The organism is Pseudomonas sp. GM21 (genome assembly GCF_000282215.1).
Classification (GTDB): Bacteria; Pseudomonadota; Gammaproteobacteria; order Pseudomonadales; family Pseudomonadaceae; genus Aquipseudomonas.
In genome coordinates this window covers 46,770-61,792 of the sequence record NZ_AKJS01000072.1, presented here as the reverse complement: position 1 = coordinate 61,792, position 15,023 = coordinate 46,770, and the positions used below count along the sequence as shown (strand labels likewise).

General features: G+C 57.9%; 12 protein-coding genes and 1 pseudogene. 1 reads left to right on the top strand and 12 read right to left on the bottom strand.

Features of this window, described 5'->3' with window-relative positions; translation table 11 throughout:
• Positions 1 to 4: 4 nt before the first annotated feature.
• From PMI22_RS18315 to PMI22_RS18340, 9 genes and pseudogenes are all read right to left on the bottom strand, one after another.
• Positions 5 to 961 (bottom strand): molybdopterin-binding protein, encoded by a 957-nt coding sequence (locus tag PMI22_RS18315; protein WP_007945016.1) that lies wholly within the window; start codon positions 959 to 961, stop codon positions 5 to 7.
• Positions 962 to 971: 10 nt separating this feature from the next.
• The gene (locus PMI22_RS18320) at positions 972 to 2,405 is read right to left on the bottom strand and encodes a hypothetical protein (protein WP_007945015.1); all 1,434 of its coding nucleotides are present in this window, start codon (positions 2,403 to 2,405) and stop codon (positions 972 to 974) included.
• A complete protein-coding gene (locus PMI22_RS18325; RefSeq protein WP_007945013.1) occupies positions 2,402 to 3,094 on the bottom strand; it encodes a 4Fe-4S dicluster domain-containing protein in 693 nt (230 codons plus the stop codon). The genes PMI22_RS18320 and PMI22_RS18325 overlap by 4 nt, the downstream gene beginning before the upstream one ends.
• Positions 3,095 to 3,149: 55 nt before the next feature.
• Positions 3,150 to 4,046: a molybdopterin-binding protein gene (locus tag PMI22_RS18330; protein ID WP_007945012.1), complete on the bottom strand. Its 897-nt coding sequence runs from the start codon at positions 4,044 to 4,046 to the stop codon at positions 3,150 to 3,152.
• Positions 4,043 to 5,473: a hypothetical protein gene (locus tag PMI22_RS18335; RefSeq protein WP_007945011.1), complete on the bottom strand. Its 1,431-nt coding sequence runs from the start codon at positions 5,471 to 5,473 to the stop codon at positions 4,043 to 4,045. Before PMI22_RS18335 ends, PMI22_RS18330 begins: the two co-directional genes overlap by 4 nt.
• Positions 5,474 to 5,494: 21 nt before the next feature.
• Entirely contained in the window at positions 5,495 to 6,115 is a 621-nt protein-coding gene (locus tag PMI22_RS0129340; RefSeq protein WP_007945010.1) for a 4Fe-4S dicluster domain-containing protein, read from the bottom strand.
• Positions 6,096 to 6,794 (bottom strand): TetR/AcrR family transcriptional regulator, encoded by a 699-nt coding sequence (locus tag PMI22_RS29945; RefSeq protein ID WP_007945009.1) that lies wholly within the window; start codon positions 6,792 to 6,794, stop codon positions 6,096 to 6,098. The genes PMI22_RS0129340 and PMI22_RS29945 overlap by 20 nt, the downstream gene beginning before the upstream one ends.
• A 90-nt stretch (positions 6,795 to 6,884) precedes the next feature.
• The gene (fdxA, locus tag PMI22_RS0129330; protein WP_033049108.1) at positions 6,885 to 7,208 is read right to left on the bottom strand and encodes a ferredoxin FdxA; all 324 of its coding nucleotides are present in this window, start codon (positions 7,206 to 7,208) and stop codon (positions 6,885 to 6,887) included.
• A 25-nt stretch (positions 7,209 to 7,233) separates the two neighbouring features.
• Positions 7,234 to 8,009, bottom strand: a pseudogene (locus PMI22_RS18340) (ferredoxin--NADP reductase).
• A gap of 266 nt (positions 8,010 to 8,275) precedes the next feature.
• Between PMI22_RS18340 and PMI22_RS18345 the strand changes: the two are divergent.
• Positions 8,276 to 9,217: an NAD(P)H-dependent flavin oxidoreductase gene (locus PMI22_RS18345; RefSeq protein ID WP_007945006.1), complete on the top strand. Its 942-nt coding sequence runs from the start codon at positions 8,276 to 8,278 to the stop codon at positions 9,215 to 9,217.
• Between the two features lie 43 nt (positions 9,218 to 9,260).
• On the opposite strand, the gene PMI22_RS18350 is transcribed toward PMI22_RS18345, so the two are convergent.
• The 3 genes from PMI22_RS18350 to PMI22_RS18360 form a co-directional block, all read right to left on the bottom strand.
• Complete coding sequence (locus PMI22_RS18350; RefSeq protein ID WP_007945005.1) at positions 9,261 to 10,040, bottom strand: tyrosine-protein phosphatase; 780 nt, start codon at positions 10,038 to 10,040, stop codon at positions 9,261 to 9,263.
• A 125-nt stretch (positions 10,041 to 10,165) separates the two neighbouring features.
• Entirely contained in the window at positions 10,166 to 12,547 is a 2,382-nt protein-coding gene (locus PMI22_RS18355) for an enoyl-CoA hydratase-related protein (RefSeq protein ID WP_007945004.1), read from the bottom strand.
• Between the two features lie 17 nt (positions 12,548 to 12,564).
• Positions 12,565 to 15,000 (bottom strand): CaiB/BaiF CoA transferase family protein, encoded by a 2,436-nt coding sequence (locus PMI22_RS18360; RefSeq protein WP_007945003.1) that lies wholly within the window; start codon positions 14,998 to 15,000, stop codon positions 12,565 to 12,567.
• Positions 15,001 to 15,023 lie beyond the last annotated feature (23 nt).

Genomic DNA, 15,023 nt, shown 5'->3' with positions numbered 1-15,023 from the left:
GGGTTCAAGCTCCTGCCTGACCGGGATCGGTCGAACGTACGAAGCCGTGAGCAGAACTGTGTTGGTGCGTGCTTTGGGGAAGTACGGCACGCAGTGCCACAGCGATACGTTCTATCAATTGCGCGTTGTTGACTTCAGCGTTGTCCCCGCCAGTGTTCAAGCCGTCACGCAGAATCGGCAGTGCCAGGCGCACCTCATGGGTTGGGCCGGGCAGGGCGACGACACGGCTATAGCCGACTTGAGCAATACCGATGCGGATAGCGTTTTTTACATGTCGACCGTGGCCAACCTGAAAGTGGGCAAGCGGTGCAGTTGCAATATCAGGGTCCAGCAGGGTCAGAGCTTCGATGGTTTTATCTTTGGCCTCGGCCCCGACACCACCGGTAGTGATAATCAAACCAAAACCTTCACCGGAAATTCGCGAAACCCGGCCCGCAATGGCTTGCAGGTCGTCGCTCACGGTACCGGCGTGTTTCACCTCATAGCCGGCCGCACCCAGAATCTCGGCCACGGCTTCGTAATTGGTATCGTGAACGCGCCCATCTACCAGTTCGGCTCCGGTTGATACCACGGCAACGCGTTTGGCTGAGTAGTCCTTCACTGCCGTTTCCATCCGAACAGCTTCACTGAGAATGGTGCTCACCTGATCGCTGGGTGCACCGATCAGGCCAAGGATGCCCTCGGAGTGAATCGCGGCATCGGCAGCGACTGTGATCCCTGGAATATGCCGGAACAGCTCAAGAATCTGCGCTTGCTTGCCGGTAAAGTCCTCCAGTTTCAAGCTGGGCAGCAGCACGTCGAAGCACACATGTTCGGCACCTACATCGGTAACAAAAATCTTGTCGGCAGGCAGCGATAGCGCCAGGGCCATGGCGCGAGCCAACGAAGGTAGGTCGGCATCTCGGACGGTGACGCCACGTACCCAGAGTTCGGTCTTGTCCAGCAGTTGTACGTCAGTCATGTATCTCTCCCTATATCACCGGCCGGCGCTGTGCGAGCCACTTGGGCAGGCGGTGGTTCAACACTTCATCGCGAACCTTTGGCGCTCGCTCCAGCAATAGCTTCGCCAGGGACTCGGAAACCCGGAACGCCCCTTGGGTGTTGTCGAATGCAAACACTTTGTCGGTGCCGGCCTGCGCGCACGCGGCGGCTACTGCACTGGGAAGATCCGGGCTGTAGGTGATGCAATCTTCTGCATAGGTATTGGAGGGGTCATTGACTACCCAGCTGTACATGTCTTTGCCGACAACGTAGGAGGGCTGTTTCTGCAGGGTCGGCGTTTGTGGCAGGCCGCCGGTCATGTAATTGACCACCAGTGCCTTGATGGCCTTGTTACGGCCATATACCAGGCCCGACTCACGGGTTGCAGCCTCCGGTCCGTTGTAGGCCGCCAGATTATCCAGGTCAAAATAGTCGACATCGGCGTAGTACAGGCTATTAAGGATCACGCCACCGCTGTAGGTGTAGATACTTGGGTACTGGCTATCGAGGATTGCAACGCACTCATCTATTTCCGACAGCAGGCCAAATACAACGCCGTAATTGCGCAACGTACGCTCTGTGATACGCCGGTCCAATGCCAGTAGATCGAAGTCGCCCTCAACACCGATGACGCCCTCGGGAGTCATGTCCAGGACAACGCTGCCGGCATAGCGCTGTTGAATGAAATCGCTGTCGAAGATCAGGCGGGAAATCAATTGCCCGGTGCGTGGACCGTATCCGAAGTGGTAGGCCGAGCGTGTTTCCAGGCGTACGTAGGACATACCGAAAGGTTTCACCAGACGATCGCGCATCCTGTGAATGTAAGCTTCACGCATTTCGGTGATGTGGGTGTGGACAAAAAAGTCCGCATTGAACAGCGGCTGCATCAGCCAGAACTTGCCGAGCTGCGTATCGACTTCAATGCCTGCACCGCATTGGGGTACTTCGACAACTTTTTCGAAGCGCTCTTCGAGGTTGTAGGTTTTGACCCAGTCAGCGTTCTCAATGTGCCCCATGGATTCTGCGATACAGAGTTTTACTCGCGCATTTCGGGTTTGCTGAATATGCGCGACGATTTCTTCCAGCATCACCACGTAAGACTCACCAGCCATGAAAAAACCGTGGGGGTTGGCAAGTACATTCACACGGCTGCGGGCTTTGATCTTCGACCAATCCATGGCCTGCACCCGCTCGCGTGCGGCTTTGCGGATGAGCTCAAGATCAGTTTTTCCATAAGCAGGGTCGGCTGACCACAGGGGCTCTGGCAACCACGGCACCAACTCGCGAATTGGCAAGGCCTGCATGCCAGGTAAATCGGCAGCACGCATGGCAATAGTGGTTGCTGGAGTACGACCATTCCATGTCGTGAACAGCTCGCCGGGTAGCAATTTTTCGGCTAAGGAAGGCGTCAATTGTTGCGTCATTTGCTCTCTCCCGCTTCATCATTGGCAGGTATCTGAATAGCACTGAGTGCACGCAAGCGACCGAGATCGGCAATCTCTTCATCCAGTCGGTATTCGGGGTATTTATCCTTCAAGGCTTGAGGCAGCTTGCCGTCAGCACCGACGTGCTGAAACAGGCTTGGAGCCGCGGCATACCATTGGTAGCCTTTGGGGTACTTGGGCGCGTCGGCATGTCCTGCTGCGGCGAGAATGACCAGCACCGGATGCATACACAGTTCCGAGCAGCCTGTTCTGACGCCGGTAGCCAGCGAGAGTTTTTCCGGTGTGTTGGCGCCCTGCAAAATAGCAGCGGCCAGCTCACCCATGGTGGTACCTGTACAAGGGCATACCGGAGCTGCAGAGGGGATTCCTGTTTTTGCACAAAGTGCCTCGATCGCTGCCTGATCTGCAGCGTGGATGTCGGCGCCTACCAGGAAGGGCTCGTCGAGCTCCTTCATCAGCAACGCTTCGTGCGGGCATACCTCAAGGCAGCGTTGTGCGTTGTAGCAGGCGGAGTGATCCAGCTCGACTATCATGCGGCTGGTGCCGGCCTCACTGGGCAAGCGATCACGCAGGGTGAACGCTGCCGTAGGGCAAACTCTCGAGCAGAGGTTGCAGCCTGTACACAGGTCTTCGATCACCTCGACAACCATACGAACGATCTTGGGCATTGGCATTCTCACCTTATTGTTCTTGTGTGCCTGGAATGAGTTTTCGGTAGCGATGTCAGTGCGCGTGGTGTTGCATTTTTTTCCGTAGCTGGTCACGGAGATTGGCGGCCAGTTTCTCTGCGAACTGTTGCTTGCTCGGTCGCAGGCTCAACCCTTCCATCACCAGCGGCATGCTGCTGCGTACTTCATCATTGGGGCCGGGCAGCGAAATTATCAGTGCGTCATCGAATTCACCCACCGCGATCCGCACGCCATCCTTCACATGCCGGCCATGGCCTTTGGTGAACGTGCAGATATAGGGAGTAGCGGCATGAGTATCGAGATCAAGTACTGCTTCGACGGTGCAGTCTTTACTCTCTGCGCCTACGCCACCGGTGGTAATCAACAGGGAGTAACCCTCGAAAACTGCTTTGCGCAGGGAGCCTGCAATCAGCTCCTGGTCATCACGCAGCGTGCCGCCGAACTGGACTGTATACCCCTGTTCACGCAGGGCCTCGGCAATGGTGATGCTGTTGGTGTCTTTAATTTCGCCCTTGAGCACTTCTGCGCCGGTGGAGAAAATCATGGCGCGCTTACTCAGCCGTTCGCGAATACTTGCAGTCATGATCTCGGCATTTTCAAGCGCCTCAGCTGCATCGTCCGCATTGGCGGCAATCCATCCGAGCATGCCCTCGGAAAATACACCAGTTTGTTCAGTAATATGGACGCCTGGAACACTCGCAAGCGCTGCTAATAGCGGCGCCTTTTTGGCAAGTATCTGGTGCGGATAAATCGTGCTGCGCAGAATGTCCAGAGTCATGACATTGTCCAGATAGTCCGTCACCAGGACTTCGGACAATTCGAGCTGCATGACCTCTGCAACGGCTGCAGCAATCAAGTTCAGATCCGCACCTTCCAGGGTAATTGGGCGGAACTTCAGCTCGTTTTTCTTCAGCAGATCAAATTCGATCATGCGTGGCCACCCGCACCCAGGAGTTCCGGATCGATACCGCGCTGCTTTAGCCAACGTGGTAAGCGCTCTGCCACCACGGGATCAACTTCACGGGCTTTTTCCATCAGCATCTGGGCCATTGAAGGACTGAGGTTGATGCTGCCGTAGGTACCATCAAAGAAGATGATTTTGTCGGTACCGCCTTTCTGCTTGGCCCACTCGATGGCTTCGGTAAGATTTGAGGCAGTGGCAGCATTATCCATGAAGGTTGGGTTTGCCATGTCACGACGCATGGTTTCTGCCATGTCTTCGCTCGCCACGATGGTGGGGTAAACCATCGGAAGCGTGGCAATGGAAAGCCCTATTAATGACTGATTGAGCACCACAGCTTTGATATTGCGGTTCAGTGCAGAGCGCATCAGTGTACGAATAGTGGGCGATACATCGTTTTCGAGGTCGTACCAATCTTTGTTGGCGTAAAACAACTGGCCGAAAATCATGCCGCCCGCGTGTACGTAGTAAGGCCATTTACCGCCATCGAGTACAACGATGCATTCGTCTATGCGTTTGAGCAGCTCCAGCATTTTTCCGTACGAACTGAGAATGTTGCAGGACACGCGATCGCCCAATTTGCGCAGGTCATTATCGGCGTCAAACCCGGTGATACCATCCGGAGAACTGCACATGTCTACAGAGAACGCCAGTTTCTCTTTGACAAATGCAGAGTCGGCAATCGCTCGAGAAATGAAGTTGCCGCTGCGGGCACCGAAATTCATGTGGAAAATAGATCGCGTTTCAAAGCGCGCATAAGACATACCGAACGGCTTGCTGACGCGGTCAATGACTCGGTGGGCATAGATTTCCCGCGGGTCGTCGTAGTGGGTATGGATGATCCATTTGGCGTTATAGACCTTGGCCAGTCCATAAAGCGTACCGACCTCGGTTTCGATGGCGATACCGCGATCAAATGGCGTAGCTCCGCGTACCATGTTGTTGCCTTTGAACGCTTCGCGGAAACCATAAAACTCGATGATTTCTTCAGCTTCCTTGAAGCCCAACCAGGCGATAACCACCAAGCGCAGGCTCTCACAGCCGGTGCGCTGTTCAACGACATCACGTACGGTCTTGATCATCTCTGCATAGGCAAACCCGCCGAGAATGCCGAAGCCATGTTCAGAACATAGAATATTGACGCTGTCCTTGGGCTGAATCATCGACATGTCGATATCCGCCAACACCGCTTCAGTGGCCGCACGGATGGCGCTGACGTCTTCGCCGCCGTGATAGATCGCCTCGGGAATATCCGGAAACAACTCGCGGACCTTCAATGACACAAGCCCGGCAATATCTTTGGCACGCTGAGTGGGCGGGCCTTTCGGACCGTAGATCGAAGCCATGACCACTGGTGGTTCAATCACCGGATCGAATGAGGTGCTCTGAACGTTCATGACGAATCCTCCTTCGAACCGTTAGACCGGCACGACTTTTTGGGCGGCCGCTTCGGCAGCCAGGGTTTGAGTTTCTTCTGCAATGTAGAATTGCGGATAACGGCTTGCCACCTCGGGCGATATGTCAGAAGGGACATAGGAGGTGTCGTAGAACTGGTTTTTTGAATGCGGCATTGGAGCAACGCCCAGAAACGTCTTCAGCAACCGGTGGGTTGGGGCGAAGCAGTACATCAAGCAGCCGGACTGCACGCCGGTGGCAAGCGCAACATCGGCCATGGTGTGCGCACCATTTAGAATTGCCGCAGCAACTTCACGGGCGCCGGTCATGCTGCACGGGCAAACCATTTTGTCTGGGTCGATTTCTGCGCGATGGCAAAGATCAACGACGTCGGCTTCAGGAGCAGATTTTGGATCGGTGCCAAACACCAGCGGGGATTCCCGCTCCGGGGCAAGCAGTGCGTCGTCATCGCAGACATCCACGCAGCGAAAGCAGGCTACACATTTGTCGTTGTTGACCACCGCCAGCGCTGCCGACTTGGGGCCCTCCATCACAATGGCCCCCGTCGGACAGATGTGCTCGCACAGGTAACAGCCCGTGCAATTTTCGGTGAGAACCTCGATCTTATAATTCACGCTTTTCATGAGATTGTCCTGGTGGGGCTGGGCTATGCTGGCGCAAGGTATTCATAAAGTTCTTGAGGGTCTGCACAGCCTCATTGAGGTGTTCCTTGCTATCGGGTTCGGCAAAGAGTGTGTTTACCAGGCCCCAAATGCTTGAGGTATAAAAAGTGGCAACACTGCTGGCGTCGACATCAGCTCGTATCACCCCGTCGCGTATACACAGTTGCAATGCATGCCTGACTCGCTGAATGAGAACCTGGGAAACGGCCTTGAGTTTTTCCCGTAGAGCTGAATCGGAGGAAAAAATGGCGGTGACGCAGAGAATCATTTCGCCGCGCGCAGCCAGGTTGGAATCGCTGCCATCGAGCATCGAGCGGTAGTTTTGCCAGCTCTCGTCCAGATGACATTCCAGCTGCTGCCACGCCAGTTGGCCATCGGCATCGTCGGGCAGTTTCAGTACATGGGCTTGCAAGTCGCGGTTGCCCATGTCTTCAAGTAGCAATTCCCCAAGTTGGGTTTTATTTGCGAAGTGATACTGCGCAAGGCTACGGCTGTAACCTGCGCGTACGCCGATATCGGCGAGACTCGTGCTGTCATAACCACGCAACGCGAATAGCTCCAGTGCGGCCTCACACAGTTTTGCCTTGGCAATGGCGTTGCGTTCTTCCTGGCTACGGCTGTTCTTGATAGCAGTCGGCATGTTTCTGGTTCCTGGCGGGTAGTTGGACGCTCAACCCTTATGATACTTGCTGAATCGCAGCAAGTATCATTCCGAAAAAAATAGCGCTGCTTAACGCTCTAACTGTTTGAGCTTGCCTTTCTTCCCATCCCAGATGGCTGCATCTTCGAGCGCGGCCTTTTGCGTACTGATGTTTGGCCAGAGCTGCGCCAGTTCGGCATTCAGTTCAAGGAAATGGGCGTTTTCTTCCATCAGATCGTCTGCGGCAACAATGGCAGCGGCCGGGCACTCTGGTTCGCAAAGTGCGCAATCAATGCATTCGTCTGGATGAATGACCAGCATGTTCGGCCCTTCGTAAAAACAATCGACAGGACATACTTCTACACAGTCGGTGTATTTGCATTGGATGCAGTTATCGGTAACGACGAAAGTCAAAATCAGTACTCCACGCTGTCAGCAGTCATTGGTCGACAAAGGCACGCTCGATCACATAGTCGCCAGGTGCACCAATGTGCGGGAAACGACAAAACCCAGTTCGTTGAGCAGGTTGCAACTGTCTGTGAGCATTGCCGGGCTGCCGCAGATCATGAAACGGTCTGTGGACGGATCAGCAGGGGGGAGGTCAAGGTCACTGAATAGCTTGCCGCTTCTGATCAGGTCGGTCAGGCGACCCTGGTTGCGGAAGTTTTCACGGGTGACTGTCGGATAATAGAGCAGGCTTTCGCGGACTTTTTCGCCGAAAAACTCGTTATCGGGCAAGACCTTATCGATGAAGTCGGCATACGCGAGCTCGGAGACGTAGCGCACGCCATGGACCAGTACGACCTTTTCGAATCGCTCATAGGTTTGCGGATCCTGGATCACGCTGATGAAGGGCGCCAGACCGGTGCCAGTAGACAGCAGATAAAGGTGTTTGCCTGGCAGCAGGTCGTCGAGGATCAATGAGCCCGTTGGCTTCTTGCTGACAACAATGGGATCGCCAGGTTTGAGGTGCTGCAGTTTCGACGTCAGTGGACCGTCGGGTACCTTGATGCTGAAGAATTCGAGGTGCTCTTCGTAGTTCGGGCTGGCGACACTGTAGGCGCGAATCAACGGACGGCCACCGTCCTCAAGACCGAGCATGACGAACTGGCCATTGCTGAAGCGCAGTCCTGGATCCCGTGTAGTACGGAAGCTGAACAGGTTGTCATTCCAGTGATGAACATTCAGAACGCGTTCGGTCGTAAGTTTGCTCAAGGTGCGATCCCCTTCTCTGATCAGTCATGTGATGGTGTGGATGAGCAGAGCTTATTTTGTTTACTGAACGTCAGCAAGTATTTTATGTGTTAATGATGTGTATGATTGTGCTGGCCGTCGTCTTCTCGAAATGTCGTCCGATTTTCTTGACCGCCGGCGCGCCCTGATCCGTTGATTACCTTCGAACAACGTAAAAAAGTGTATATCATACGAATGATAAATTCTGCGGCTCACGGTCGCTTCCTGTAGCACAGAGGCCATGAGTCATGAACAAGATTGAACTGTTGCGCAGCCTGCGACTGCCCTTGATGGCCGCGCCGATGTCAATCGCTTCGAGCCGCGCGTTAGTCAGTGCGGCGATCCAGGCAGGCATCATGGGTTGCTTTCCCACCCATAACGCTGCGCGCGAGGGCGGCCTGGCGCTGTGGGTTGACGAGTTGCAGACCGTGCAGCGCCAGGGGCGTGAGCGGGGTGAGGCCATCGCGCCATTCGCGGTCAATATCAATGTCTCGCGGGCCAAGCCTCAAGCGGTGCTTGCTGAAGAAATCGCCGTGTGCCGCAAGGCCCAACTGCCAGTGATCACCAGCAACGCCGGCAACCCCAGCGAGTTGGTCAAGCAGGTCCATGACTGGGGCGGTCTGGTGATCCACGACGCCACGACGGTGGAACAGGCCGAACGTGCCATCGCCGCCGGCGTCGATGGAATGATGCTGGTCTGTGCCGGAGCCGGCGGTCTGGGCGGCCTGTTGTCGCCCTTCGCTTTTGTGCCCAAGGTGCGGCAGATGTTCGACGGTATCATTCAGTTGGCCGGTGGCGTGGCCGACGGTGCCGGCATCGCTGCCGCGCAAACTCTGGGCGCCGATATGGTGTGCATGGGTACACGCTTCATCGCCACGGTCGAATCCGGTGTCGATTCAGGGCATAAACAGATGCTGACCGAGGCAGGCAGTGCCGATGTGCTCTGGACGGATGCGATCTGCGGCATCCCGGCGAACTTCCTGGCGCCCTCGATCCGCCACAATGGTCTGGATCCGGCGTGCCTGCCGGCGCTCGTCGATGGTCGCGCCAACATCCCCGCGTCGATCAAACCCTGGAAAATGGTCTGGAGCGGTGGCCACAGTGTTGAGTTGATCGAGCATGTGCCAACAGTGGCGCAACTGCTGCTGGAGTTGGAGCAGGGTTACTGGAAGGCGAGGGGCGCGGTGTAAGTGCCTGGCAGTGCATTCCCCTGGACGTCTTTTCAGGATTGCCTTAAGCCAATAACCGCTCGCGAAGTTTGCCGACAGCATGTTCATCCAGCCCTGCACAGGTATGCAGATAATTTTCCACAGAGCCGAAGTTTTCCTTCACTTCATCGAGCGCAGCATCCAGGTAGGCGGCGTCAACTGCCATCATGGGGTGGATGACGTCATCTGGCGGCACACCTGCGAAAAATGCTTGAAGCGAACGTTTCAGTGAAACCTCGCCGCGCACGCCATCCCAGTACATGCCACTCTTGAGGTAGTCTTCGAGGATAGCTTCACGATCGACCCCTAACGCACTGAGCAAAATGGCAGACACGAACCCGGTTCGATCCTTGCCAGCAGTGCAGTGGAACACCATTGGCACGCCATCATCTGTCAATAAACGGTCGAAAAGTGCTCGTAACTTGCCAGAGAAAGCGTAAGGAAATTGCCGGTAGATAGAAACCATCGCACGTGTTGCCACTTGCCTGGTTGGCGTGTCCACCAGCAGTTTTATCATCGATTCCTCCCCTGCGCGGACGTCGGCCGAGATGTCCAGATGCAGCAACTCAGTGCCCTTGTTCAAAGGCCAGCGGGAGGGGCTGCGGTCGCATTCATGCTTGCTGCGAAGATCACAAACCAGGCGAATACCCAGCGTTTGAGCCACTTCAAGGTCATTTTCGGTTAATTGCGAAAGGCCCTCTGATCGAAACACCAGGCCATGGCGGATTGACCGCCCATCTCTGGTAACAGTGCCGCCCATGTCACGAAAATTAGGTGCACCCGCCAATAAGGGCGTATGAGGCATGAATGTTCTCCTGAGGAACATCGGCGTTGAATTAGTCACCACAACTCTCATTCGCGGGCACAACCCGCCCCCACAACTGGCAAAATGGGGGCGGGCATTGCGGCTTGCCCGTGAAAGGTCCGGTGCTAGCGGTTCTTCCAGACCGGTTTGCGCTTCTGCATAAACGCCATGGTGCCCTCGATACGGTCTTCACTGTTGACCACTTTATCAATGGCCTTGTACGGAACGCGCACCGCCTCGGTTTCGCTGGCGTAGAAATCCTGTTCGTTGAGCAGTTGCTTGCTCAACCGGATACTATTGGGCGAGCACTCCAGCAGCGTCTCTGCCAGTTCCCGGGCCGCCTGCAGGGCCGTGCCCTCGGGGACCACTCGATTGATAAAGCCCAGCCGCTGGCCTTCCTCTGCACCGACGCGGCGGCCGGTAAGGATCAACTCCATCGCCAGCTTGTAAGGGATCTGGCGGGTCAGGCGCTGCAGGCCCCCGGCACCGGCCAGCAGGCCAACACGCACTTCGCTGAGGGCGAATTGGGCGGCACTGTCGGCGACAATAAGGTCGCTGGCCAGGGCAATTTCGAAACCGCCGCCCATGGCAAATCCGTTCACCGCGCAAATGATCGGTTTCTCGCGATTGAGGCGCGCCGTCAGGCCGCCGAAGCCATTGCGCGGCATCCACATGCGCCGGCCGGTGGAGCTCGCCTTGAGGTCATTGCCGGTGCAGAAGGCGCGGGTGCCGGCGCCGGAGATAATCGCAACCCACAAGCTATTGTCAGCTTCGAAAGCATTGAAGATCTGGTCCAGTTCGTCGTTGCCTTCGGGGGTCAATGAGTTGTTGACCTCAGGCCGGTTGATCATCACCTCGAGAATCGGCCCGCGGCGCTCGACTTTGATGAACTCATACTCATCGAGCAGGTGCGTGGGGGCCGGCGGCACCAGGCGATCGAGGGAATTCTGGCTCATGGCGAAGCGGTTGGCGCCTTGCACAAGACGCACGCAGATCTTCAGGTCCAGGCCGTCCTGACCGCTAAACGCCTGGAGTGCCTCGGCATCTTCGGCCACGCTGTTGGCGACGAAGCGTTCGCCTGTACGGTCAAGTCGGCCAATGACGATGACTTCCTTGGGCCCTTGTTTGTCATGCAGCACGGTATAGCTTTCGACGCTGCCCCAGCCCGTTGGCGACAGGTTGAGTGCAGGGGCGGGCAGGGCGTCGATGCGCGCCTGTTGTGCACGGCTGTCACAGGTTTTGAAAGGTTTTGGTGTCGTGGAGTAAACACCCACCGCATGGGTGGACAGGAACCCGCCATTGGCACCGACCAGGCCCAGCGAGCCTGGGTCGGCGCGCAGGCGCTGGACCACTTCAGCCAAGGCGTGCATCGAGTAATTGTTGCCCGGCCCGCCAAAGAACGGCAGACCGCCAGTCAAGGTCAGGCCACGCGGGTCATTGGCCTTGAGACCCAGGGCATCGATGGCGCTGAAGACGGCGATCGGGAAGCAACTGTAAATGTCCATGTAACGGATCGCGTCGATACCGACACCGGCTTCCTGCAACGCCTGCTCATAGGCCAGGGCCATGGCCGGCGAGCTGCCCAGATCTTCACGTTCGAGCACCGAACGTTCGTCCAGGGCGCTGTAGCCGTGCAAGTAGACCCACTTGTGTTCCGGTACGCCGAGTTCCCGTGCCATGCCTACGGTGGTCAACAGCACCGCGGCGCCCTGGTTGACCTGGTCGCGGGCGACCACCGAGATTGGATGCGGGTCACCAATCAGGCGGTTTTCGGCACTGATCGTGGCGATCGCTTGCGCACTCCATTGTTTCTGGCTGCTGGCATGGGGGTTGGCCTGCGCCACGTCACTGAACGGCGCCATCAGACGACCCATTTCCAGTGCATAGTCTTCGCGAGACAGCCCCAGGCGCTTGCGGCGGGCTTGCTCGAGCAGCGGGTAGACCGTGGTCGGCATCAGCATGTTCTGGTCGTTCATGTGCTTGGTGCGCATGGCGCCCACGTTCCAATGACGATCATCCAGCTCGCTTGGGTATTCCTCGGCCCAGTCCAAGGTCTGTTTGGCGGCCTGGGCGGCGCGTTGTGTCGAGGCCGCTTCGGCGCCGCACAACAGCGCCAGGCGCAGCTCACCGGCATGCAGGCGCTCGCAGATCTCGCCCACCAGTTTTTGCGGCTCATCGCCGCACGCCGGGGAGTAGACCTGTACACCTGGAGTGGCGCCCAGCCGTTTGGCCACTGCCGCCGGTACGTTGTTGGGGCTGCCGAACGGTGCGCGCAAGTGACGCATTGGCGCGGGCGCTGAATCGGCGACGGTACGAATGGCGTAAATGGCGTCGATGCGACTGGCCAGTTCAACCGCGCCCTGTGCATCGGCACAGGCGGCTTTTGCAGCTTCGGCCGTAAGGTCGGTAGGCGAAAGCTGACGGTAGCCGGCATCGTCCAGACGTTCAGAATACTGGCCGACGCCAATCAGTACCGGAGTCGAATCGTTAATCAAAGAGTTGCTCATGTTCGGATCCTTATAGGTCATGCCTTGGCAGGCGTGGCGGCAACGTCTTCCAGGTGCCCGTCGTTGATCAATGCGTCAATGTCACCGGGTGCCAGCCCAAGCAGGCTGGCCGCCAGCTCGCGGGTGTTCTCAGCCTGCAAAGGCGCTGGCTCCAGAGGCGGTTCGGGCATATGCAGCGAATGGACAATACGGTTTTCAGTAGGCAGCGGATCGGGCCAGCCAGGTTGCACCAACTCACGTATGAAGTGGCGAGCGGCGAAGTGCGGGTCGCTGCGGTAGTCGCTCAAGCGCTGCATGAAGCCCGCCGGCACGCCGCCCGACTGTAGCGCTTGGGTGACCGCCTGCGGGCTGCGCTGCGCCGTCCACGCCGCTACCAGGGCATTGACTTGTTCGCGGCGGGCCAGGCGTCCTTGTGTTGTCGCAAGGCTGCTGTCGCCGGCCAGGTCCTGGCGCTCCATGGCAGTGAGCAAGCGCTGCCAATCGTCGTCGTCACGGACTGAAACCGCGCACCATTGATCGTCTCCGGCGCAGGCGAATACCCCGTCCGGTACTTGCCATGACGAGTGGTTACCCTGGGCCTTGAACGAACCCGGTTGCAGGGACTCAAGCAAGAACTGTTCACTGGCACTGTTGAGGAAAATCTCGGCCTGGGACACGCTGACAGTCCCCCCCAGACCCGTACGCTCACGGCGCAGGAGCAGCGCCAGAACACCGATTACCGCAATCCGCCCGGCCGTATGGTCAGGGAAGATGGTCACGCCATCGCCGAAGAACTCCGGCATGTCCGGGTAACGCCACAATGAGGTCAAGCCGGTGGAGGCGCGCACCAGCGGCCCGTAACCGGGCGTGCGGCTTTGCGGCCCGGTATTGCCCATGGCGCTGCTGTCGAGAACGACGATGCCGGGGTTGATTTGCTTGAGTACGTCGTAACCCAGGCCCAGCGAGTCCAGGGTGCCGGGTTTGAAATTCGACAACACCACATCGGCCTTGGCCACTAGCTGCTTGAACAGGTCGCGGCCGGTTTCGCTGCGCAAGTTGATGCCCAGGCTGCGCTTGTTGCGGTGGCCCAGGGCGATCGAAGGGGTCATGGGGGTGCCGGTGCTGGATTGACGACCACCGTCCGGGAAGGCCTTGTTCTCGATCTTGACGACTTCTGCCCCCTGATCGGCCATCAGTCGACCGGCTTCGGCGCCAGCGACAATCACGCCCAGGTCAAGGACTCGCACGCCCTCGAGCGGGCGACGCATGAACGCATGCTCGCGACTGCCGGCATGTTTATCGGCTTTGTCCGACTCGCCCAGCAGCGCCTCGGTATCGGCGCCCAGCGTCGGTGCTGTATGACGGATACCGGCGCGTAGGCCATCAAGCTCCAGGTAACCGGACGGCACTTGACCGCGAACGCCCTCGCTCAGTTGCAGCGGCACGAAGGCGCCGCGAGCCTGGAAGTGCTCGTCCTCGAGAACCTGAGAAGGCTCGGCAACGATTGCGATCGGCACGCCGTGTTGCTGACCTGTGAGCAAAAGTTCAGCAGCGGTATGACGGGCGAACAACTCGCCGGTCAGGGCGTTGATCTCAGTACTTTTGGACCTGCGCTTGACGAGGCTGAGGTATTGCGGGTCATGAAAGTCATGGTTGGGTCCCAGCCAGTCGCGCAGGCCTTCCCATTGCCGAGGGTTGAGTGCGCAAATACGTACGAAACCATCTTTGCAGGCGATGATCGGGTACAACGGCACGGCCTCTGGCCGGCCATGGCTGGTGGAATCCAGCGCTGACTTGCCGGCCTGGGCGCTGCCGGTGACACCAAGGCCTGGGTCCATCACCTGGGCGATCGCTTCGTGAATGGAGAAATCCAGGTGGTCGCCGCATCCGGTCTTGAGGCGCTGCCATTGGCCGAGCAAGGCGGCCCAGGTAGCCTGAACGGCTGCTGATTCCCAGCACAGTTTGCCCGGTGGCAGCAGCGGAGTATGCCCGGGCTTTCCGGAGCGGCAAAGCACACCGCCAAGCGCCGCGTGCACGGCGTGGCTGGCGTGATAGTCGCTGTAGGGGCCGGTAAGACCAAAATCGCTGATCGACAGCACGACCAGGCCAGGATAGCGGTTGCGCAACTCATCTGCCCCCAGGCCGAGTTGAGCCAGAGCGCCGGGGCCGCTTGCGTCCAGCAACAGATCGGTGCTGGACAGTAGATGAATGAAGGCTGCCTTGTCGGCGTCGGCATGCAGGTCCAGCACCAGGCTGCGCTTGTTGGCATGATGGGTCGCGAAGTACAGGCTGGTGCCCTCGAACATCGGGGCAATGTGACGGCTGGCGATGCCTTCTGGCGGCTCGACCAGGATGACCTCGGCGCCCAGATCAGCCAGCAAACGCCCGGCCGTATCTGTCTTGCCGTCGGCCAGTTCGACAACACGCATGCCCGCCAGGGGCAGCGTCGGGTCGGTGGAAGCTGCGTAGGCCATGCTTCATCCTCGATGATTCGTAG

Coding starts and splice junctions, on each gene's coding strand:
- PMI22_RS18315 (WP_007945016.1), bottom strand. CDS start 961: ATGACTGACGTACAACTGCTGGACAAGACCGAACTCTGGGTACGTGGC.
- PMI22_RS18320 (WP_007945015.1), bottom strand. CDS start 2,405: ATGACGCAACAATTGACGCCTTCCTTAGCCGAAAAATTGCTACCCGGC.
- PMI22_RS18325 (WP_007945013.1), bottom strand. CDS start 3,094: ATGCCCAAGATCGTTCGTATGGTTGTCGAGGTGATCGAAGACCTGTGT.
- PMI22_RS18330 (WP_007945012.1), bottom strand. CDS start 4,046: ATGATCGAATTTGATCTGCTGAAGAAAAACGAGCTGAAGTTCCGCCCA.
- PMI22_RS18335 (WP_007945011.1), bottom strand. CDS start 5,473: ATGAACGTTCAGAGCACCTCATTCGATCCGGTGATTGAACCACCAGTG.
- PMI22_RS0129340 (WP_007945010.1), bottom strand. CDS start 6,115: ATGAAAAGCGTGAATTATAAGATCGAGGTTCTCACCGAAAATTGCACG.
- PMI22_RS29945 (WP_007945009.1), bottom strand. CDS start 6,794: ATGCCGACTGCTATCAAGAACAGCCGTAGCCAGGAAGAACGCAACGCC.
- PMI22_RS18345 (WP_007945006.1), top strand. CDS start 8,276: ATGAACAAGATTGAACTGTTGCGCAGCCTGCGACTGCCCTTGATGGCC.
- PMI22_RS18350 (WP_007945005.1), bottom strand. CDS start 10,040: ATGCCTCATACGCCCTTATTGGCGGGTGCACCTAATTTTCGTGACATG.
- PMI22_RS18355 (WP_007945004.1), bottom strand. CDS start 12,547: ATGAGCAACTCTTTGATTAACGATTCGACTCCGGTACTGATTGGCGTC.
- PMI22_RS18360 (WP_007945003.1), bottom strand. CDS start 15,000: ATGGCCTACGCAGCTTCCACCGACCCGACGCTGCCCCTGGCGGGCATG.